Here is a 20,866-nt window from a genome sequence, read left to right as displayed (position 1 = left end):
GCCCGGATCACTATCTATGTGCCATGCCCGCGGTACCGAAAATGGCGGGCCAGAATTTTACGCTGATATCCCAAGACAACCCGTTTCGACGAAAGAGGATCCCGATGGCTGCGATCACTGCCTCCCTGGTGAAAGAACTCCGTGAAAAATCCGGCGCCGGTATGATGGATTGCAAAAAGGCGCTGAGCGAAACCGATGGCGACCTTGAAGCTGCGATCGATTGGCTTCGTAAGAAGGGCCTCGCCGCCGCTGCTAAGAAGGCTGGCCGGACCGCAAGTGAAGGCCTCGTTGGCGCGGCTACCGGTGGCAACACTGGCGCGTTGATCGAGCTGAACTCCGAGACCGACTTCGTTGCCCGCAACGACCAGTTCCAAAAGCTCGTTTCTCAGCTGTCTGAGTTGGCACTTGAGCACACCGGCGATGTCGCTGAGCTGAACAAAGTCGACTTCCCAGGCACCGGCCGTAACGTCGAAGAAGAGCTGACCCAGCAGATCGCCACCATCGGTGAGAACATGCAGCTGCGCCGCGCCGCTCGCGTTTCTGTCGATAACGGTGTCGTTGCCGCTTACATCCACAACGCGCAAGCCGAGGGCATGGGCAAGATCGGCGTTCTGATCGGCCTGGAAAGCACCGGCGACGCTGTTAAGCTGAACGAGCTTGGCCGCCAGATCGCGATGCACGTGGCGGCTATCCGCCCCGAATCGATCAGCAAAGATGACCTTGACCAAGGTCTGATCGACCGTGAGCGTGACGTCCTGGTTGAGCAAGCCCGCGCGTCCGGTAAGCCAGAAGAGATCATCGGTAAGATGGTCGAAGGCCGCCTTCGTAAGTACTACGAGGAAGTGGTCCTGCTTGAGCAAGTCTTTGTCATCGATGGTGAGAACAAGGTCTCTAAGGTCCTTGAGAACGCCGGCAAAGAGCTTGGTGCACCGGTCGCAATCACCTCGATGGTTCGCTTCGCCCTCGGTGAGGGTGTGGAAAAGGAAGAGGCTGATTTCGCTTCTGAAGTCGCCGCGACCCTTAAAGGCTGATACAAGCTAGAACTGTCTTAAGGCTTTGCCCATTTAGTCATCCCGTTAGCCCAATAGAGTAGTCCTATGACTGGCCAATCCAGGTTCCGCCGTGTGCTGTTGAAAATCTCCGGCGAGGCTTTGATGGGCCAACGGGACTACGGGCTAGATCCGGAGATGGTCGACCGTGTCGCCAGCGAAATTGGCACTGTTGTTGAGATGGGCGTTCAAGTCTGCCTCGTCGTCGGCGGTGGCAACATCTTCCGCGGCGTTTCTGCCGCCGCGAAGGGGATGGAACGGGCGACCGCCGACTATATGGGCATGCTGGCCACCGTCATGAATGCGCTAGCGCTGCAAAACGCGCTTGAGCGGGCAGGGGTTGATACCCGGGTCCAATCCGCCATTCCTATGGATACGGTCTGTGAGCCGTATATCCGTCGACGTGCCGAACGGCACATGGAAAAAGGGCGGGCTGTGCTGTTCGCTGCTGGCACCGGCAACCCGTTCTTCACCACCGACACCGCTGCCGCACTCCGCGCTTCTGAAATGAACTGCGATGCCTTGATGAAGGGCACCAAGGTTGATGGTGTTTACACCGCCGATCCGGTCAAGAATCCAGATGCGGAACGGTATGAAGAACTGACCTACATGGATGTGCTAGCCAATGATCTGGGCGTCATGGATGCCTCAGCGATTGCGCTTGCCCGGGAAAACAAAATCCCGATTTTGGTGTTCTCCATTTACGAACCGGGCGAGTTGGCCCGTGTGCTGACCGGGTCGGGGCGCAGCACGATTGTCCGTGAACCTGTACAAGAGGCCGTTTAAGCCATGTCTATTGATAAGAAAGACCTGCAGCGCCGCATGGATGGCGCGATCGATAATTTCGGTAAAGAGCTGGCAGGTCTCCGCACCGGTCGCGCGAGCACTAGCTTGCTGGAGCCAGTTACGGTTGAGGCTTATGGCTCAAAGATGCCGTTGAACCAGGTCGGTACCGTTAGTGTGCCTGAACCACGCCTCCTGACCGTTCAGGTTTGGGATGGCGGGATGACCAAAGCGGTTGAGAAGGCGATCCGTGATGCTGGCCTGGGTCTAAACCCACAGGCTGAGGGCACCATGATCCGCGTGCCGATCCCCGATCTGAACGAAGAGCGTCGGCAGGAGCTTGTGAAGGTTGCTGGCAAATATGCAGAGCAGGCCCGGATTTCCGTCCGTAATGTCCGGCGTGATGGCATGGATGCTTTAAAGCGCCTCGAAAAGGACAGCGAGATTTCTCAGGATGAACGCAAATCTCTGTCAGATGATATCCAGTCACTGACCGACCAATTCATCAAAAAGATTGATGATGCGTTGGCCGAAAAAGAGAGCGAGATCACCACGGTATGACCCACATCCCACCTGAGGATGATGCAGCAGGGCTAGAGCTGGCCCGGCGCCCAGAGCACGTTGCCATTATCATGGATGGCAATGGCCGCTGGGCCCAGTCGCGTGGCCTGCCGCGAACGGTTGGCCACAAGCAGGGGGCCGATGCTGTGCGTCGCTGCCTGACCGCCTGCCGCGATCTAGATATTCGCTACCTAACCCTTTTCGGCTTCTCCTCAGAGAATTGGAGCAGGCCGGATGGTGAGGTGCGTGAGTTGATGCGCCTGATGCGGCATTACCTGCGCTCAGAGCTCGCCGAGCTGCATAAGAACGGCATTCGCCTACGCGTTATTGGTGACCGCACCCGTCTTGCCGACGACATCGTCGCGTTGATTGAGAAGGCGGAAGCGCTAACAGCAGAGAACGATGAGTTCCACCTGACCGTGGCAATCAGCTATGGCGGTCGGCAGGAAATCGTGACGGCGGCTCAACGCGTGGCTGAGGCGGTTAGGCGAGGGGATATGCACCCCAATGCCATTGATGAGACAGTGTTTTCCTCATTTTTGGACACCAGCGGCTTGCCAGATCCAGATCTGCTGATCCGTACCAGTGGCGAACAACGGATTAGTAATTTCCTGTTGTGGCAAATGGCCTATGCGGAATTGGTTTTCTGTCCTACGTTGTGGCCCGACTTTTCCGCCCAGGATTTGATCGATGCCATCCAAGAATTCAACCGACGAGACCGACGTTTCGGCGCGCTGGCAAGCGCTCATCGGTGATCGAAATCTAGGTATCCGTTTACTCTCAGCCCTCGTGCTGGTGCCTATTGTGCTGGTCGATATCTGGTTCGGCCAATGGTGGTTTGCTGGCCTGATCGTTGTGGGTGTTGCGCTTGCGACCCGTGAATGGGTTCGAATGATTGGTGGTGATCAGTCTAAACGCGCAGCACCATTCATTGTCGGCGCCATGGCCCTGGCGACACTGGGTTTCGCTTTTCTTTTAGTTCCCAATGACTTGGTGCCAGCACCTGATCGAGCGAAGGCGCTGCAGATCGATGTCACCTATATGCTGATCATCGTCCTGGCCGTCTGTGCGATGACTTTGGCGCTCGGCATTGTGGCAGAGGTTAAGCAGCGGGTGCCCATGGCACTTGGCGTTCCCTATCTCTTGCTGCCTGCCATTGCCTTAATCTGGATGCGGGAGCAACCAGAGGGCCTACGTCTGATCATCTATTTGATGTTTGTCGTCTGGGCGACAGATACGGGCGCTTATCTGGTTGGTCGGATCATTGGTGGGCCCAAGCTGGCGCCCAACATCAGTCCGAAGAAAACCTGGTCAGGGGCTATCGGCGGAACAATCATCGCGGGCCTGGTTGGCCTGATGATTGGTTCGTACTTTGGGACCGAGTTGCCGGTGGTGGCCTTCAGCCTCGCGCTGTTCCTCGCCATCATCAGCCAATTCGGTGACCTGCTGGAATCAGGTGTGAAACGCAACTTTGCGGTTAAGGATAGCGGCGGCTTCATCCCTGGCCATGGCGGTATCTTGGATCGTGTGGACGGGTTGCTGGCAGCATCAGTTGGATTGGCGCTATTCCACGGTTTGCTGCTGGCGCTAGGCTATGTCTGGTGGTAAGACCCGCAGCAATCATCGAACATTTATTCAGATAAGTGCCGCAACATGCTGCGGCCCCATTCCAATATCCAGCTGACGTGATGCTGCAAACCGCCAATACCAAAACGAAAAGCGTAACGATCCTCGGTGCCACCGGGTCTATCGGCTGCAGCACCCTGGATATCATTGGGCATCATGCGGATCACTTCCGTGTGGTTGCCATGACGGCCAATCGGAATGGCGCGCTGATCATTGAACAGGCACGTAAGTTCAACCCCCAGTTCCTGGCCATCGCTGATCCTGCGACCGGCGACAAGGTTCGCGAGGCACTTGCCGACACAAGGATCGAGGTCGCCACGGGGCCTGAGGCACTGGTGGAAGCGGCCAAGATCCATAGTGACATCGTCGTTGCTGGCATCGTCGGCGCTGCAGGGTTGCCTGCAACCATGGCAGCGGTGGATCGCGGAGCTGCTGTGGCCCTCGCCAATAAGGAAGCGCTCGTTTGTGCCGGTCCGTTGATGATCGATCTTGTCCGGCGGAGCGAGGCTCAGTTACTGCCGCTCGATAGTGAGCACAATGCAATCTTTCAGGTCTTTGACCCAGCCAACCGTGAGGGCATTCGCCGGTTGATCCTGACCGCATCTGGCGGCCCGTTCCGCACGGCCAGCCTGGAAGAAATGCGGGCTGTCACACCTGAGCAGGCGGTGGCCCACCCAAACTGGTCCATGGGCGCCAAGATCTCTGTCGATAGTGCCACCATGATGAATAAGGGCCTTGAGGTTATTGAGGCCCATTTCCTGTTCGATATGCCGCTTGAGCAGATCGACGTCGTGTTCCACCCGCAATCCGTTATTCATTCAATGGTTGAGTATGCCGATGGCTCCGTCTTGGCACAGATGGGAACGCCGGATATGCGCACGCCGATTGCGCATTGCTTGGCCTGGCCAGACCGTCTGGAGAAGCCAGGCGACCGGTTGGATTTCGCCACCATCGGTGCCCTGACATTCGAACAAGCGGATGAGTTGCGTTTTCCAGCCCTTCGTTTGGCGCGTCAGTCACTGGAAACCGGCGGGACTGCACCAACGGTGTTGAACGCCGCCAATGAGGTCGCGGTGGCTGCCTTCTTGGCTGGTGAGATTGGCTTCACCCGGATCGCAGAACATGTCGAGACAGTGCTGAATCTGGCGGATATCAAGCCGGTTAGCACCTTGGATGATGTCTTTGCCGCTGATGCCTGGGCGAGGGGGCAATCGATCTAATCCCCGGATTATCGCAAGCTTGTGAATAAGCTGGGTAAATCCGCGACACGAAACCGCCATGTCTGGACGTTCCAGCGGTTTCGATCTCCAGATTTCTTCTATATTGTCCGCTACGGTTTTGCAGCGCACAGGTTCGTCCCTAGATATAGCTGCAGCTATTGAGTTCTCTGATCTCACTCGCCTGAATTAAGGAAGGCTTCCAGTGGAACAGTTTTTTGGCGGCGCGTTGTCCGTTGTCGAATATGGCGTGGCCTTTGTCCTCGTCCTCAGCGTTCTGGTGTTTATCCATGAATGGGGCCACTACTTCGTGGCGCGCCGCTGTGGTGTGAAGATTGAGAGCTTCTCAATTGGCTTTGGTCCTGAGATCTTCGGCTTTACCGATAAGGCTGGCACCCGCTGGCGGTTCAGCATTATTCCGCTTGGTGGCTATGTGAAGATGTTCGGCGATGCCGACCCTGCCAGCATGCCGACCGAGGCTGCCGCCAAGATGACGGAAGAGGACCGGGAAGGGAGCTTCTTCCACAAAACCGTCGGCCAACGCTCTGCGATTGTATTCGCCGGTCCGGCTGCGAACTTCATCTTCGCCATTATCGTGTTCACCGGCATGTTCATGGTTGCCGGTGAAACCTTCACGCCAGCGCGCATCTCCGGCGTTGTCGATGACACCCCAGCGGCCGCTGCTGGCCTTCAGGCTGGTGATACCGTTGTGTCTGTTGATGGCCGTCGTATCGACCGGTTTGAGACCTTGCAGCAGGTTATCCGCATCAATGCGGGCCATGAGATCCAACTGGTTGTTGAGCGTAATGGTGAAGAGATCTCCATGCCGCTTACCCCGGCTGTTCGGGTCATCGATGATGGCTTTGGCGGTAAAGGGCAGATCGGCGTCATGGGCGTCTATGGCCCAACCGCACCTGCGCGCATTGGGGAGTTAGAACCAGACAGCCGTGCGGAGGCTGCTGGCCTCGAGCCTGGCGACATGATCGTCGAGGTTGATGGTCAGCTGGTTCAAAACGCCCGTGAGGTTATCAACCAGATCGAAGATAAAGCTGAGCAGACGGTCACGCTCACCGTATTGCGCGGCGTTGATTCCGCGATCATCGGGCCAAATGAAGCGCCGGCAGACTCCCTAACCCTGTCGATTGAGATTGCGCCAACCGCCTTTGACCTGAACGCGCCAGCGGAGGGTGAGGGCGAATCGAGTGACGATTCTGCGCCTGAACAGGGTGCCGATGTTGCTGAAAACAGCGAAAATATCGTTGGCAGCTTGCCCGGTATCAGCTGGACCCCACTGCCGAATACTACCCGTGTGTACAGCAACCCATTCCATGCCGTGTATCGGGCATCCGTCTCATCCTATGAGATGGGGGCCAATACCCTGACGGCACTCTGGCAGTTGGTGAGTGGTCAGCGGAGCGTTAAAGAGCTCGGCGGACCCTTGAAAATTGCCCGGATTTCCGGGGATGTTGCGCAGCAAAATGTGATGGCTTTGCTACACTTCATGGTGTTGTTATCGATCAATCTGGGGTTGATTAACCTGCTTCCCGTTCCAGTTTTGGACGGTGGACACCTTGTTTTCTATGCGATAGAGGCACTTCGAGGTAAGCCGGTGGGCCTTAAGGCGCAGGAATACTGCTTTCGTGTCGGTCTTGCCCTCATTCTTTGCCTTATGATATTCGCCACGTGGAACGACGTGATGCAAATGTTTGTAAACAACGCGTAATTTCGTTCCAGGCTACAGCGGTAATTCGGGCTCTCACGTGTTACATAATCACCTGTCGCGGCACCTGTTGCTGGCGATTCCCTTCGCTATAACCCTCCTGGCTGCGCCGCCCGTTGCTGCGCAGGACGGTTCTTTGCGTGGCAGCATTAATGTTGCCCAGGCCGAGGGGCGCACGATCAGTCGTATCGATGTTGAGGGTGTGCAGCGTATTCAGCCAACCACCGTCCTCTCCTATCTGGAGCTTGAGATCGGTGATGAGTTCGATGCGGTTAAGATTGAAGAGAGCCTGAAATCCCTTTTCGGCACCGGCCTGTTCGCCGATGTGGTGCTGCGCCGTGATGGCGATGTCCTGATCGTTCAGGTCGTTGAGAACCCAATCATCAACCGGATCGCTTTCGAGGGTAATAGCTCGATTGAGGATGATGAGCTTGAGATTGAGGTCCAGCTGCGCCCGCGGATCGTGTTCACCCGCACCAAGGTTCAAAACGATGTTTCGCGCCTGTTGGAGCTGTATCGCCGCTCTGGCCGCTTTGCCGCGACCATCGAGCCAAAGGTTATCCAGCTAGAGCAAAACCGTGTCGATCTGGTCTTTGAGATCAGTGAGGGGCCAACCACCCGCGTCACCCAGATCAACTTCATCGGTAATGAGGTCTTCTCAGACAGTGACCTGCGCGGTGAGCTCTCCACGCAAGAGTCTGCCTGGTGGCGTTTCCTGACCTCTGGTGACCAATACGATCCGGACCGGGTGGATTTCGATAAAGAGCTGCTGCGTCGCTTCTATCTGCGGAACGGCTACGTTGATTTCGCGACCATCTCGGCAGTTGCTGAGTTGAGCCCGAACCGGGAGGAATTCTTCATCACTTTCACGGTGGAAGAGGGGCCGCGCTACCGTGTTGGTGACATCATCATCGAGAGTGATGTCGATGAGCTTGATGTTGAGACCCTGCGCAGCAAGCTGACCTTCGAAACCGGTGAGTGGTACAACAGCCAAGAGGTCGATAACTCAATCGATCTGATGCTGGCAGAGCTGCGTGACCAACAATTCGCCTTCGCCGATATCTCACCGCGCACCTCGCGTAATGAGGAAGAGACGGTTGTCGACCTGACCTTCACCGTCGATGAGGGCCAGCGCGTCTTTGTTGAGCGGATTGACATCAGCGGCAACGTACGGACCCTGGATGAGGTTATTCGGCGTGAGATTGACCTCGCTGAGCAGGATCCATTCAACCAGACGCTGCTGCAGCGCTCTGAGCGTTCGATTAACAACCTCAACTACTTTGAGACCGTAAACATCCAGGCATTGCCAGGCAGTGCCCCGGATCAGACCGTCATCGATGTTGAGGTCGTTGAGCAATCCACCGGTGAGATCTCACTGGGTGCTGGTTTCTCGTCCTTTGATGGTCCTTTGGCTGACTTCGCCATTCGTGAGCGGAACTTCCTTGGTAAGGGCCAAGATGTTCGCCTGGCCGCACAGCTGTCCGGCCGCCGGCAGGAATTCGATCTGAGCTTTACCGAGCCATACTTCCTGGGCCGTGATTTGGCAGCGGGCGTCGATCTGTTCCACATCACCACCGACTTCCAGGATGAGTCCTCATTTGATGAGCGGACCACCGGTTTTGGCTTCCGTTTTGGCTACAACCTGGGGATCGATCTACGTCAGGGCCTGCGCTATCGGTTTGAAGATAGTGAGATCACCAATGTTGATGACGACGCCTCCCGCTTCATTCGTGAGCAAGAGGGCACCCGTGTCGTCTCCCTGATCGGTCAGGACCTGACCTATGACAAGCGGAACAGCCGCCTCAACCCAACTGATGGCTATGTCCTACGGTTGAGCACTGATTTGGCTGGTCTGGGCGGTGACACCCGGTTCATTCGTGGCCGCGCGAGTGCGTCCTACTACTACCCAATCGCCAATCAGATCGTATTCAGCGCAACCGGTGAGGTTGGGGCAATCTATGGTCTCGATGATGATGTCGGCATTCAGGATCGCTTCTTCATCGGCGGTGATAACCTGCGTGGCTTTGCAATCTCTGGTATTGGCCCGCGCGATATCGAGACTGATGATGCCCTGGGCGGTAATTTGTTTGCCCGTACGGCGCTCGAAGTCTCCTTGCCACTGGGGCTGCCAGAGGATCTGGGCTTCCTTGGTCACGTATTTACTGACATTGGAACGCTCACCGATATTGATGCGGAAGGCCCAGGTATTGTAGATGAAGCCTCACCCCGGGTTTCCGTGGGTGCCGGTATTTCTTGGCAGTCGCCATTCGGGCCGATCCGGCTTGATGCGGCATTCCCTGTGATGAAAGAAGACTTCGACGATACTGAGACCATTCGTTTCAGTTTCGGCACCAGCTTCTAATCGCCAAATCCACCGACACCAACGTGATGACCCGTCCCGTATTAGCGACGGCAGTCAGCCGCACGCGCCCGTAAAAGGAACGGCCAAACCATGTTAGCCCAACGCTCCCTGCTAACCCGTTTTCTTGCTGCCCTGATCGTCATGGCATTTGCCTTGACCGTTGCCCCTTCCATGGCTACCGCACAGGACGCCGAAGAGGACAACCGTGCGCCTAAAGACATCGTGCCGGTTATCCTGGTCGTTGATGTCCCAGCCATCCTGGCCCGTGCAAAGGCGGCGCAAGACATTAAGCGTCAGCTGGAAGAGCGCCGCGCTGAGTATCAAGAGCAGATTGCCGAGCGCGAGGAAGAGCTTCGCAACGCTCAACAAGAGCTTGAGAAGCAGCGCACGATCCTCTCAAACGAAGCGTTCCAAACCCGCGCCGAAGAATTCCGGACCCAACTCGCTGAGGTTCAGCGTGGTGTTCAGCAGCGTAAGGCCGTCCTAGAGACCGCCTTCGGTAAGTCGATGAACGAGCTGCGGAAGGCTGTCGTCGCTGTTGTCGCTGAGGTGGCAAAGGAAGAGGAAGCAAACCTCGTCCTCTCCAACCAACAGATCGTTCTGGTTGATACCGCCCTCGACGTGACTGAGAAGGTCCTGACACTGCTTGATGAGAAGGTGCCAAGCGCCACCATCAACATGCCGGACATTCCAGAGGAATAGGCGCTAGACCTTGCCTGACCAACGTTTCCATCACCGTGCTGGCCCGTTCACTCTTGGCGATCTCGCTGAGCTAACGGGGGCTGAGCTGAGCGACAGCAATGCCGCCAGCCTTAGTGTTGAGGATGTGGCACCGCTGAGTGATGCCGGTGAGGGTCAGATTACATTCCTCGACAACCGGAAGTATGTAGCGGCATTCCGCGCCACCAAGGCTGCTGCATGCCTAGTGCACCCAGACCTGGCAGATCAGGCACCGGACGGCGTTGTCTGCCTTGTCACCGATAAACCTTACCGTGCCTATGGCAAGGTGGCACAAGCCTTCTATCCAGAGCCGGCAATCAAACCCGGTGTGGGTGCAGGGGCGTTCGTGGACCCAAGCGCGACTGTCGATGCAGGTGCCGAGATTGGACCGAACGCCGTGATCGGGGCAGGCGCTTCGATTGGGGCTGGAACAGTTGTCGGTCCAAATGCCGTCATTGGTGAGAATGTTGAGATTGGTGAGCGGTCGCGGATCGGCGCCAATGCCAGCATCAGCCATGCGATCATCGGTAATGAGGTGAAGGTCTATCCTGGCGTGCGTATCGGTCAGGATGGCTTCGGCTTTGATATGAGCGCTGAGGGGCATTTGCGTATCCCACAGCTGGGCCGTGTCATCGTTGAGGATGATGTGGAGATCGGTGCCAACGCCACGATTGATCGCGGGGCAGGGCCCGACACGGTGATCGGACGCGGCGTGCGGATCGATAACTTGGTCCAGATTGGCCATAACGCCAAGATCGGCCCAGGCGTCGTCCTGGTGGCACAATGTGGGATTTCCGGCAGCAGTGAGATGGGCCCATTCTCAGTCCTGGCAGCGCAAGCCGGTATTGCTGGTCACCTTAAGATTGGTGCCGGTGCCCAAATTGGCGCCCAGGCCGGCGTGATGCGTGATGTTGAGGCGGGTGAAAAGGTAATCGGCAGCCCAGCGGTGCCGATCAAACAATTCTTCCGCCAGGTTTCCACTCTGAAAAAGATGGCCGAAGGCCGCGGTTAAGACGGATTAACGAGGCGAAAAGATGCCCGATTCAACCATGACAAACACTGATGAAGCACTTGATATCAATGCGTTAGAACCGCCATTTGATGTCAATCAGATCATGCAGATGATCCCACATCGCTTCCCGATGCTGATGCTGGACCGGATTACCGAGCTGGTGCCCGGCGAACGTGCGGTTGGCCTAAAGAATGTCTCGATTAACGAGCATTTCTTTGCCGGTCACTTCCCACAGCGGCCGGTTGTGCCCGGCGTCCTGCTGATTGAAGCCATGGCCCAAACTGCTGCCGTCTTCGTTGTTCGCTCATTGAGCAATGAGTCAGCGGGTAAGGTGGTCTATCTGATGTCAGTGGATGGCGCCCGCTTCCGTCGGCCGGTTGTGCCTGGTGATCAGGCCATGATCCATGTCGACCTGATCCAGGGTCGCCGTAACGTCTTTAAGTTCAAAGGGCAGGTGAAGGTGGATGACACCCTCTGCGCTGAGGCTGAATTCGCCGCTATGGTGATGGACAGCTAAGCCAGCCATTACTTGAACCCTTCGACCCTCCCGAAGCTCAGAAAGCCCGCCCATGAGCGCGCAAATCCACCCATCGGCCGTTGTCGATCCTAAAGCTGAACTGGCTGATGATGTGATCATTGGGCCGTTCTGTCATATCGGCCCCGATGTGACCTTGGCGTCCAAGGTGCATTTAAAGAGCCACGTTGTGGTCGATGGCATCACCGAGATTGGTGAAGAGACTGAGATCTATCCCTTCACCAGCATCGGTTCCCCTCCGCAGGATTTGAAATATGGTGGTGAGAAGTCGCGTCTCGTGATTGGTAAGCGGAACCGTATTCGCGAGCATGTGACCATCAATACAGGCACCGAGGGTGGGGGTATGGAAACCCGGCTCGGCGATGATTGCCTACTGATGGTTGGCGCCCATATGGCCCATGATTGCATCGTCGGTAATCAGGTGATCTTTGCCAATAATGCGACCCTGGCTGGCCATGTGGTGGTTGGTGATCACGCCATCCTTGGTGGATTGAGTGCCGTTCACCAGTTTGTGCGTATCGGTCCCCATGCCATGATTGGCGGCATGTCTGGTGTTGAGAATGATGTCATTCCCTACGGCCTCGTCCTTGGTGAGCGTGCGAACCTGGCCGGTCTGAACCTCGTTGGCCTAGACCGTCGTGGTTTTGAGCGTAGTGAGGTCAATCAACTGCGCCAGGCCTTCAAGCAGATCTTCATGGGCGAGGGGACCTTCGCCGACCGCGTGGCGGCTGCGAAAGCCGAATACGCTGATAGCGACCTCGTTCAGGACGTGATCAGCTTTGTCACTGCTGAAAGCTCACGATCCATCTGCCAGCCCAAGGCCGGCAATTGACGGAAGCGCCGCGAAAACTCGGCATCGTTGCAGGTGGCGGTTCGCTGCCGGGCTTGGTGGCCCGTGAGGCCATAGCCCAAGGCCGCAACGTCCATATCGTTGCGCTCGAAGGGTTCGCAGAACCCGATCTTCTTCCCGCTGATGTTCCGCAGACACCGATGCCTCTAGGCGCCGGTGGTCGGATGATTGATCTATTCCGTGCGGAGGCAGTGGCCGACATTGTCTTGGTCGGCCCGGTGAGGCGTCCCGGCCTTCGCGACCTAAAGCCAGATTGGAAGACCGTTAAGGTACTAACTAAGGCCAGCCTCAAGGGCCTCGGCGATGATGGCCTATTAGGAATGGTTCGCGATGGTATCGAGGCTGAGGGCTTTCGGCTACTTGGTATTGCGGACATCCTTCCTGACCTTTTGGCCCGACCCGGTTTGATTGCCGGCAATGCACCGGATGAACAGGCTGTTAGTGACATCGATCGGGGCATTGAGGTCGTAACGGCCTTAGGCGCCGCTGACATTGGACAGGCCGCCATCGTTCAGCAGGGCATTGTGTTGGCGGTAGAGGCGATTGAGGGCACCGATGCCATGTTAGCCCGCGCTGGCGATCTCCGCCGTGAGGGTGAGGGCGGGGTGCTGGTTAAGCTGGTTAAGCCAGGGCAAGATCGCCGCTTGGATTTGCCTACGATTGGACGGCAGACGGTTAAGGGCGCAATCGCCGCCGGTCTGCGCGGGATTGCCGTTAGTGCCGGTGCCTGCCAAATCGTTGAGGCCGAAGCGGTCAAAAGCGATGTTGAAGCAGCTGGCCTATTCCTGATCGGCGTTGAGGCGCCAGCCTAATGATCGATACGCCTGTTCAAAAGAGCCAGGCGGTATCTGATCGCCGCCCCATCATTTTTGTTGTGGCCGCTGAGCCATCCGGTGATGCGCTTGGCGCGCCGATCCTTGATGCCCTAAGTGACCTTGCCCCGGGCCGGTATCGTTATGTCGGCATTGGCGGGGAGCAGATGATTGAGGCGGGGCTTGAGCCTATCTTCCCTATGGCCGACATCACTGCCTTTGGCCTGGCAGAGGTCCTGCCGCGTATCCCCACCATCCTTCGCCGATTGAAGGAGACAGAGCAGGCAATCAGGTTGATGAAGCCGTCACTGCTCCTGACCATTGATGGACCGGATCATAGCTTCCGATTGGCGAAAAAGTTACGCAACCTTTCGATGCCGAAGATGCATCTGGTTGCCCCGACAGTTTGGGCCTGGCGGCCTAAACGAGCGGCTAAAGTCGCCAAACTCTATGACCATCTGCTTTGCCTGTTTCCGTTTGAGCCACCCTATTTTGAGGCTGAAGGGATGGCGGCCAGCTTTATCGGCCATCCATTGGTGACTGGACCCGCCATGTCGGCAGATGGCGACGAGTTTCGCCAACGTCACGGTATTCCAAGCGATCAACGCCTGATCACCGTCCTGCCCGGAAGCCGTAGGGGTGAGGTTGAAAAGCTGTCCGGCGTATTTGGGGAGGCGCTTGGTCTCCTCCGACAACGAATTGGGTCCTTCACCGCTGTTATCCCGACCGTTGGCCCTGTGGCCGATCTGGTGAGAGCCAATACTGAAGATTGGCCGGTTGATCATGTGGTCGTTCAGGGTATCGAGGACAAGTATGGGGCCATGGCCGCGTCTAAGGCCGGGCTCGCTGCATCCGGCACCGTGGCCCTAGAGTTGGCCCTGACTGGTTTGCCAGGCGTCATTGCTTACCGGGCCAATCCAATCTCAGCCGCTATCTTCCGGCGCCTAGCCCTGACGCAATATGTGTCCCTGCCGAACATCATTCTACAGCGGCCACTGATCCCTGAATGTCTGCAAGAAGACTGCACGCCCAATCGGTTAGCCGATGAGCTTGAGGCAATGTGCAAGTTTGAAAAGCGGCGGGATTCGGTCTTGGACGGCTACAAACAGGTCGCTGAGAAACTAGGTGCGGGTCAGTTGGACCCGGCGACCATGGCCGCTAAGACGCTGCTAAAGCTGGCAGCGTCAAAACCCGAGCCGGTTTGACATCCATTGAAGCAGTAAGAAGCGCCAGGGTGAGCGATTGTCGTTGATCGCCTTGCCCCGCATGCGTTGCTCAAAGCTGATCGGCCAAGCGATCAGCCGAGGGGGTTGAACGGCGGGGGCTTTTGTTGGCCCCCGCAGGTCAAGTCGTTCAGTCTTTGGGTTGATAAAGCCAGTCATTGGGTTGATAAAGCCAGTCATTGGCTGCGGGGCCTGCTTAGCCGCGCTTTTCAACCGGAACGTAATCCCGCTCACCATAGCCCGTATAGAGCTGGCGCGGGCGGCCAATGCGTTGGCCTGGATCTTCAATCATCTCTTTCCACTGGGCAACCCAGCCGACGGTGCGTGCAACGGCGAACAGCACAGTAAACATGCTGACCGGTATGCCCATGGCCTTGAGGATGATGCCGGAATAGAAATCGACGTTTGGATAGAGCTTCTTAGCGACGAAATACTCGTCCTCAAGGGCAATCCGCTCCAGCTCCATAGCAAGCTCAAGCAGCGGCTCATCACGGATGCCGAGTTCGTCCAGAACCTCGTGGCAGGACTCACGCATCACCTTGGCGCGTGGGTCGAAGTTCTTATAGACGCGGTGACCGAAGCCCATCAGGCGGAATGGATCATCCTTATCCTTCGCACGCTCGATAAACTCTGGAATGCGGTCTTTGCTGCCGATCTCTTGCAGCATCTTCAACACGGCCTCATTGGCGCCGCCATGGGCAGGCCCCCAGAGGGAAGCGATACCCGCTGCAATCACGGCAAATGGGTTGGCACCTGAGGAACCAGCCAAGCGCACCGTGGAGGTGGAGGCATTCTGCTCGTGATCTGCGTGAAGGATCAGGATCTTGTTCATGGCACGGGCCAGAACAGGGTTTACCTTGTACTCCTCAGCCGGGACCGAGAACATCATGTGGAGGAAGTTCTCCGAGTAATCCATGTCATTACGTGGATACACGAAGGGCTGACCCATGCTGTATTTGTAGGTCATCGCCGCCAGGGTCGGGATCTTTGCGATCAACCGGTGGGCTGAGATCATCCGTTGCTGTTCGTCACGGATATCCAGGCTGTCGTGATAGAAGGCGGAAAGGGCGCCGACGACACCGCACATAATGGCCATTGGGTGCGCATCACGGCGGAAACCACGGAAGAAGTAGCCAATCTGCTCATGCACCATCGTGTGATAGGTGATGTCATTGGTGAACTGCGCCTTCTGCTGCGCATTCGGCAGTTCACCTTCGAGCAATAGGTAGCAAACCTCTAAGAAGTCTGAGTTATCGGCCAGTTGCTCAATCGGGTAACCGGCATGAAGCAGGACGCCCTTATCACCATCGATGAAGGTGATTTTGGACTCACAGGAGGCTGTGGAGGTGAAACCCGGGTCAAAGGTGAACAGGTCCATGTCACCATAGAGCTTACGAATATCGACCACGCTCGGCCCCAGGGTGGGGTGGCGCATCGCGCAGTCGTAGTTTTGCCCGTTGTTACCGTTGATTATGCGGGTTGTGTCTTTGGCTGGTTGGCCGGCATCGGCGCTGCCATTTGCCTCGGGGTTGGCGGCGGCTTGGCTCATCGTTGGATCCTTCCAAAAGTCGGGGCGTCTCTCTCTTAAGGTATGGTTCGCCGTTGGTCTTTCCCAGGACCAGGCGCCCAGAAGGCTTCACGCCTCTTATTCCTTAATCGGTGTTGGTTCACCGAAATGTTGCTCTGCACCATAAAGCTCAAAACATCACAGCGCCAGCCTAAGCGTGTTTAAGTAACCGAGGCGGTAATTTGCTGCCTGGCATCCCCAATCCGAGCCAGACACTCATCCCGGCCTAGAACCCCTGCAATTGCAAAGATTGACGGGGCTTGCATGGTTCCACAGAGCGCCGCACGGAGCAGGGGGGCCACTTTACCCATCTTCAAACCGTGATCCGTTGCGAGCGTTTTGATGGCGCCTGAGACGCCCTCTTCGGTGAAATCTGACAAATCAGCCAGACTCCGCGCCATGGCGGCCACCAGCTCATCTTGCTCTGGCGTTAGCATGCCGCTCGTCTTCTCATCCCGGGTCACACTGCCATTGGCTTCCAAATAGGCAATGTTATCAGCAAGTTCATTGATATTGCTGTGCCGCTCGATCAGCATCGGCAAAAGCGTCTTCAACCAACCGCGTTGGGTGTTGGAGAGCTGAACACCCTCGGTTGCCCGGCGAGCGAGGATCAGATCGGTAATGCGGTCCGGGTCTGCATCACGCAGATAAACACTGTTCACATGGGCCAGCTTATCAGCATCGAGGCGGGAAGGCGCGCGGCCAACACCATTAAGATCAAACCATTCAATGGCTTGCTGGGTGTTAATGATCTCATCATCGCCATGGGACCAACCCAACCGCAGCAGATAGTTCTGCATCGCTTCCGGCAGGAAGCCCATCTCACGATAATCCTGCAGGCCAAGGGCACCATGGCGTTTAGACAGCTTGGCGCCGTCGGGGCCGTGGATCAACGGGATATGGGCGAAGGTTGGCACATCCCAACCCATTGCCTGGTAAAGCTGGTGCTGACGGAATGCGTTAGTCAGGTGGTCATCACCGCGAATAACATGGGTAATTCCCATATCATGGTCATCCACCACGACGGACAGCATGTAGGTCGGGCTACCGTCAGAGCGGAGGAGGACCATATCGTCCAGTTGGGCGTTGGCGATGGTTACTTTACCCTGAACCGCGTCATTGATCACCGTATCGCCATCCAGGGGTGCCTTCAGTCGGATGACAGGATCAACGCCGTCTGGCGCTTCCGAGGCATCACGATCGCGCCAGCGGCCATCATAGCGCATTGGCTTGCCAGCGGCCTTGGCGGCGGCGCGCATCTCATCGAGTTCTTCCTGGCTGGCGTAGCAGCGATAGGCGCCGCCCTTGGCCAACAGCTCTTCAACAACCTCAACATGGCGGTCACGGCGGGCATATTGGAAGATCGGGTCGCCATCAAAATCGAGGCCAAACCATTCTAATCCTTCAATAATCGCGCCAATCGCGGCCTTAGTGGACCGGGCACGGTCGGTGTCCTCAATCCGTAAGAGGCAAGTACCACCGTGATGCTTGGCGAACAGCCAGTTAAACAGCGCGGTACGGGCCCCACCAATATGGAGGAAACCGGTTGGGGAAGGGGCAAAGCGGGTAACGACACTCATAATCGGGGACTTAATAATGCGGCGGGAACGGAAACCGTGCGACAGCAAGAATTAGCATTTCTTAATGCAAGCCTCGCCGGGATTAGACCGGCGATGTAGCATGGCGATCCATTGCTGTCAGTCGCAAACCTCTGCGCGTCTGGACATCAGTCACCGGGGCGGGCTGTGCCACTAGATGAACCGCTATCAAGCGCATCGGAGCGCGGTTTAGGTCGAGTTGTTGATCGGCTGCGAAATCTGCGGCTCATGTATAGCGGGCGAACGTTATTCCGCTATGGCCATAGCCTTTGGAAATGGCTGAAACCTGGGCTTCTCACCAACACCAATGACATTGCAGGTCATTGGTACCTCTCCGTGCCAATCCTGATGATCGTCGGCATTGCCGCCTACTTCGCCCTGCCTATTGAGCTACCAGTCTGGGCAGGGTCCACGCTCGGCATCGCAACTCTCATCTGCATCACTGCCATAGGACAACCAGATGAAGCCTCATGGCTGGTGAAGTTGAGGCTTAGTTTAGTCGGTTTACTGATTGTTATTGCTGGATTTTCGGTGATCCAACTCAGAACCCATTCAGTTGCGGCACCAATGCTGCAGTTGATAGGCCCGGAAGAGGTGGGACCGGTTACAGTTCGGGCCGAACTGATATCGGCAGAGCCCCGTGATGGTCGGCACAGGCTGGTTCTCGAGATCACAGAGTTTCAAGGTTCAGCGCGGGATCTGGCCGAACTAGAGGGCATTAAACGAATACGGATCAGCATGCCGGGTAGCTACACCGTGCCAGAGGTCGGAAGTGGCCTTGAGATACGGGCCATCCTCCGCGCACCTCCCGGGCCCAGCTATCCCGGCGGCTATGCCTTCAGGCGCGATTTGTTCTTCCAGCAGATCGGCGCGGTTGGATTTGCCATCGGCGATCCAACCATCCTGGTTGAGGCGCCGTCAGGTCTCGGCTGGCACGAACAGGTCGCTAGCCTTCGGTTCAGTATCACCACCGAGATCTTCGACGTCCTGCCAGGTGAAACCGGGGCAGTTGCCGCCGCGCTGGTAACGGGGCAACGCGGGGGCATTGGTGAGGAAACGCTGCAGAACATCAGGGATGCCGGCATTTCGCATTTGCTCGCCATCTCTGGGCTTCATCTCGGGGTCGTCGCTGCCTGGTTGTTCTTCTGTATTCGGGCGCCCTTAGCTGCCATCCCGCCGATTGTTCTTCGCCTTCCACTCAAGAAAATCAGTACTTTAGCTGCCCTTCTTGGCGCAGGTGTTTATCTGGTCATTGCGGGTATGCCTACCCCAACGATCCGGGCGTTTCTCATGGTTGCCATGGGCATTGGGGCGATCTGGCTTGATCGTGACCCGTTTAGCCTGCGCCTGGTGGGGTTGGCCGCCATCATCATCATTCTGCTGCGTCCGGAGTTGGTCATGGGGCCCAGCTTTCAGATGTCATTCGCGGCCGTGGTTGGCTTGATCGCAACCTACCAGGCGTTGAAAAGGCGGGGGCTGTTCTCACCCACCGGTGCCGACCGTCGGCTCCGCACCAGAGTTTCCCGATTTCTATTGGGCTTGATGCTAACCACCATCATTGCGAGCGCAGCGACGGCACCCTTTGCTATCTGGCATTTCCAACATGCTGCTACCTTTGGTCTGATCGGGAATTTGGTCGGGGTGCCCTTGGCCTCGATGTGGATCATCCCGCTAGGCCTGGTTTCTCTGATCGCCATGCCATTTGGGGTGGCCGACTGGCCATTGCTGGCTATGGGCAGTGGCATTGACCTGATGTTGGTTATGGCCGCCGACATTGCCGCACTGCCTTACGCGGCATTGGACACCCCCGCGCTGACCCCGTGGTTGTTTGGGGTCATGGCAATTGGGGTAATCATGTGCCTTGCTAGGTTGTTGCCGTGGGTATGGCTGGCCGCTGGGGTGATCACGCTTACCATCGGATTTGGCGCCTGGGAGCCGCATCCGGTGCTATTGGCGCGGTCGGATGGTGATCTTATTGGGGTTCATGTGAACCAGGCTGGGGAGGGGCGTTATCTCCTCTTGTCCCGAACCAGACGGGATCGTTTCACCGCCGACCAGTGGCGTCGGCATTTGGCAGGGCCGGAAGTTCAAGCGTGGCGCGACAGCGAAGACATGGATGGCTTTCAGTGTGATGGGGATGGCTGTCTGGTCGCCCAGGGCTTGAGCGTTGCCCTAACGCCAGGCGGGTTGGCAGAGGATTGCGGTCGTGCTGAGGTCATCCTGTTGCCGTTCCACAGCCATAGATCAAGCTGTGCCGCCTCAACCGTCATAGACCGTTGGGATCTCCGCGACAGCGGCGGATTGGCTATCTTTCTGGATGAAAAGACAGGGCGTTATTCAATTGAAAACATTGCAGAAAAGCTAGGTAGCCGACCCTGGTCTGGCCATGGCCTGCAGCCACAGTAGCCCGCAATCAGTATTGGCGCATTAGGCCGATGAGGCGGCCCTGAACCTGCACCTGATCTGCATTGAACAACTGGATCTCATAGTCGCGATTGGCGGGCTCCAGGGCGACAGCGCTGCCATTTTTACGCAACCGCTTTAGGGTCACTTCTTCGCCATCGACGAGGGCGACAACGATCACGCCGTTGGAAGCCTGGTCGCAACGTTCGATGAGGACGGTATCTCCGTCGAGGATCCCGGCCTCAATCATGCTGTCACCGGCCACTTCCAGCGCGTAGATATCCGCTGCTTTGGCGCCAATAAGCGCCTCTGGCACTTGAACAAAGTTATCTGGCTGGCGGATCGCCTCAATCGGCGTCCCGGCGGCAATGCGGCCCATCATGGGAACATCGAGCGCATCACCCGCACCTTGGGGATGATCATTGGCTGGAGCCGTAGATGCGGCAATCGTGGGGACCGCTGGTGCGGGCTGGGCAGGCGTCGCCATGGTGTCCGGGCGACGTAAAATCTCAAGGGCACGGGCGCGGTGGGGCAGGCGGCGGATAAAGCCGCGCTCTTCCAACGCTGAAATGAGCCGGTGAATGCCAGATTTAGATTTCAGGCCGATGGCGACCTTCATTTCATCAAATGACGGCGCAACGCCATCCGCATCCATGCGTGTGCAGATAAACTTCAGCAATTCAGCTTGCTTGCGGGTCAACATGCTGCCAACTCATTGTCTTAAGAACAAACGACTAACATCATTCGTTCTACATTGGTTCTTATAAGCTGTCTAGCCGGGAGGGTCCCAAAATCTGCCTGGCTATCAACGCCGAAGGACTCGACGTC

18 protein-coding genes are annotated in these 20,866 nt (G+C 57.0%); 15 read left to right on the top strand and 3 right to left on the bottom strand.

Going from position 1 to position 20,866, the window contains the following annotated elements; translation table 11 throughout:
- The first annotated feature begins 104 nt into the window (after positions 1 to 104).
- The 14 genes from KI792_06180 (at position 105) to lpxB (ending at position 14,452) form a co-directional block, all read left to right on the top strand.
- The gene (locus KI792_06180; GenBank protein ID MBV6632607.1) at positions 105 to 1,031 is read left to right on the top strand and encodes an elongation factor Ts; all 927 of its coding nucleotides are present in this window, start codon (positions 105 to 107) and stop codon (positions 1,029 to 1,031) included.
- A 66-nt stretch (positions 1,032 to 1,097) separates the two neighbouring features.
- Positions 1,098 to 1,835, top strand: coding sequence for a UMP kinase (pyrH, locus tag KI792_06175; protein MBV6632606.1), 738 nt, complete (start codon positions 1,098 to 1,100; stop codon positions 1,833 to 1,835).
- 36 nt (positions 1,836 to 1,871) lie between these two features.
- The gene (frr, locus tag KI792_06170; GenBank protein ID MBV6632605.1) at positions 1,872 to 2,393 is read left to right on the top strand and encodes a ribosome recycling factor; all 522 of its coding nucleotides are present in this window, start codon (positions 1,872 to 1,874) and stop codon (positions 2,391 to 2,393) included.
- Positions 2,390 to 3,148 carry an isoprenyl transferase gene (locus KI792_06165; protein MBV6632604.1) on the top strand — a complete coding sequence of 253 codons (759 nt, stop codon included), beginning with the start codon at positions 2,390 to 2,392 and terminating at the stop codon, positions 3,146 to 3,148. Before frr ends, KI792_06165 begins: the two co-directional genes overlap by 4 nt.
- Positions 3,084 to 4,001, top strand: a complete 918-nt coding sequence (locus tag KI792_06160; protein MBV6632603.1) for a phosphatidate cytidylyltransferase — start codon at positions 3,084 to 3,086, stop codon at positions 3,999 to 4,001. Before KI792_06165 ends, KI792_06160 begins: the two co-directional genes overlap by 65 nt.
- An 80-nt stretch (positions 4,002 to 4,081) precedes the next feature.
- Positions 4,082 to 5,239 carry a 1-deoxy-D-xylulose-5-phosphate reductoisomerase gene (gene dxr / locus KI792_06155; GenBank protein ID MBV6632602.1) on the top strand — a complete coding sequence of 386 codons (1,158 nt, stop codon included), beginning with the start codon at positions 4,082 to 4,084 and terminating at the stop codon, positions 5,237 to 5,239.
- A 202-nt stretch (positions 5,240 to 5,441) separates the two neighbouring features.
- Positions 5,442 to 6,959 carry an RIP metalloprotease RseP gene (gene rseP, locus KI792_06150; GenBank protein ID MBV6632601.1) on the top strand — a complete coding sequence of 506 codons (1,518 nt, stop codon included), beginning with the start codon at positions 5,442 to 5,444 and terminating at the stop codon, positions 6,957 to 6,959.
- A 37-nt stretch (positions 6,960 to 6,996) separates the two neighbouring features.
- Positions 6,997 to 9,318, top strand: coding sequence for an outer membrane protein assembly factor BamA (gene bamA, locus KI792_06145; GenBank protein ID MBV6632600.1), 2,322 nt, complete (start codon positions 6,997 to 6,999; stop codon positions 9,316 to 9,318).
- A 90-nt stretch (positions 9,319 to 9,408) separates the two neighbouring features.
- Positions 9,409 to 10,020, top strand: coding sequence for an OmpH family outer membrane protein (locus tag KI792_06140; GenBank protein MBV6632599.1), 612 nt, complete (start codon positions 9,409 to 9,411; stop codon positions 10,018 to 10,020).
- A gap of 10 nt (positions 10,021 to 10,030) precedes the next feature.
- Positions 10,031 to 11,050, top strand: a complete 1,020-nt coding sequence (gene lpxD / locus KI792_06135) for a UDP-3-O-(3-hydroxymyristoyl)glucosamine N-acyltransferase (GenBank protein MBV6632598.1) — start codon at positions 10,031 to 10,033, stop codon at positions 11,048 to 11,050.
- 37 nt (positions 11,051 to 11,087) lie between these two features.
- Entirely contained in the window at positions 11,088 to 11,567 is a 480-nt protein-coding gene (gene fabZ, locus KI792_06130; GenBank protein ID MBV6632597.1) for a 3-hydroxyacyl-ACP dehydratase FabZ, read from the top strand.
- Positions 11,568 to 11,619: 52 nt separating this feature from the next.
- Positions 11,620 to 12,417 (top strand): acyl-ACP--UDP-N-acetylglucosamine O-acyltransferase, encoded by a 798-nt coding sequence (gene lpxA / locus KI792_06125; protein MBV6632596.1) that lies wholly within the window; start codon positions 11,620 to 11,622, stop codon positions 12,415 to 12,417.
- A complete protein-coding gene (gene lpxI / locus KI792_06120; protein MBV6632595.1) occupies positions 12,414 to 13,247 on the top strand; it encodes a UDP-2,3-diacylglucosamine diphosphatase LpxI in 834 nt (277 codons plus the stop codon). The genes lpxA and lpxI overlap by 4 nt, the downstream gene beginning before the upstream one ends.
- A complete protein-coding gene (gene lpxB / locus KI792_06115) occupies positions 13,247 to 14,452 on the top strand; it encodes a lipid-A-disaccharide synthase (protein MBV6632594.1) in 1,206 nt (401 codons plus the stop codon). The genes lpxI and lpxB overlap by 1 nt, the downstream gene beginning before the upstream one ends.
- A gap of 214 nt (positions 14,453 to 14,666) precedes the next feature.
- Here the strand turns inward: lpxB and gltA are convergent, their stop codons facing one another.
- Together gltA and KI792_06105 are read right to left on the bottom strand one after the other, a co-directional pair.
- Positions 14,667 to 16,019, bottom strand: coding sequence for a citrate (Si)-synthase (gene gltA / locus KI792_06110; GenBank protein ID MBV6632593.1), 1,353 nt, complete (start codon positions 16,017 to 16,019; stop codon positions 14,667 to 14,669).
- Positions 16,020 to 16,198: 179 nt separating this feature from the next.
- Positions 16,199 to 17,617 (bottom strand): glutamate--tRNA ligase, encoded by a 1,419-nt coding sequence (locus KI792_06105; GenBank protein ID MBV6632592.1) that lies wholly within the window; start codon positions 17,615 to 17,617, stop codon positions 16,199 to 16,201.
- Positions 17,618 to 17,863: 246 nt separating this feature from the next.
- On the opposite strand from KI792_06105, the gene KI792_06100 reads away from it, so the two are divergent.
- Complete coding sequence (locus KI792_06100; protein MBV6632591.1) at positions 17,864 to 20,041, top strand: ComEC/Rec2 family competence protein; 2,178 nt, start codon at positions 17,864 to 17,866, stop codon at positions 20,039 to 20,041.
- 7 nt (positions 20,042 to 20,048) lie between these two features.
- Here KI792_06100 and lexA read toward each other — a convergent pair whose 3' ends face one another.
- On the bottom strand, positions 20,049 to 20,741 hold the full coding sequence (gene lexA / locus KI792_06095) for a transcriptional repressor LexA (GenBank protein ID MBV6632590.1): 693 nt from the start codon (positions 20,739 to 20,741) through the stop codon (positions 20,049 to 20,051).
- Positions 20,742 to 20,866 lie beyond the last annotated feature (125 nt).

The sequence above is a fragment of the Alphaproteobacteria bacterium SS10 genome (assembly GCA_019192455.1).
Lineage (GTDB): Bacteria > Pseudomonadota > Alphaproteobacteria > TMED2 > TMED2 > TMED2.
Note: the sequence above shows the minus strand (reverse complement) of the source record. Positions and strands in the feature narration are given on the sequence as shown.

Bases quoted from the DNA above. Each gene is read 5' to 3' on its own strand.
- KI792_06105 (MBV6632592.1), bottom strand. From the start codon at position 17,617: ATGAGTGTCGTTACCCGCTTTGCCCCTTCCCCAACCGGTTTCCTCCAT.
- KI792_06160 (MBV6632603.1), top strand. From the start codon at position 3,084: ATGCCATCCAAGAATTCAACCGACGAGACCGACGTTTCGGCGCGCTGG.
- lpxB (MBV6632594.1), top strand. From the start codon at position 13,247: ATGATCGATACGCCTGTTCAAAAGAGCCAGGCGGTATCTGATCGCCGC.
- fabZ (MBV6632597.1), top strand. From the start codon at position 11,088: ATGACAAACACTGATGAAGCACTTGATATCAATGCGTTAGAACCGCCA.
- lexA (MBV6632590.1), bottom strand. From the start codon at position 20,741: ATGTTGACCCGCAAGCAAGCTGAATTGCTGAAGTTTATCTGCACACGC.
- frr (MBV6632605.1), top strand. From the start codon at position 1,872: ATGGATGGCGCGATCGATAATTTCGGTAAAGAGCTGGCAGGTCTCCGC.
- KI792_06180 (MBV6632607.1), top strand. From the start codon at position 105: ATGGCTGCGATCACTGCCTCCCTGGTGAAAGAACTCCGTGAAAAATCC.
- KI792_06165 (MBV6632604.1), top strand. From the start codon at position 2,390: ATGACCCACATCCCACCTGAGGATGATGCAGCAGGGCTAGAGCTGGCC.
- pyrH (MBV6632606.1), top strand. From the start codon at position 1,098: ATGACTGGCCAATCCAGGTTCCGCCGTGTGCTGTTGAAAATCTCCGGC.
- lpxA (MBV6632596.1), top strand. From the start codon at position 11,620: ATGAGCGCGCAAATCCACCCATCGGCCGTTGTCGATCCTAAAGCTGAA.
- dxr (MBV6632602.1), top strand. From the start codon at position 4,082: ATGCTGCAAACCGCCAATACCAAAACGAAAAGCGTAACGATCCTCGGT.
- KI792_06100 (MBV6632591.1), top strand. From the start codon at position 17,864: ATGTATAGCGGGCGAACGTTATTCCGCTATGGCCATAGCCTTTGGAAA.
- KI792_06140 (MBV6632599.1), top strand. From the start codon at position 9,409: ATGTTAGCCCAACGCTCCCTGCTAACCCGTTTTCTTGCTGCCCTGATC.
- gltA (MBV6632593.1), bottom strand. From the start codon at position 16,019: ATGAGCCAAGCCGCCGCCAACCCCGAGGCAAATGGCAGCGCCGATGCC.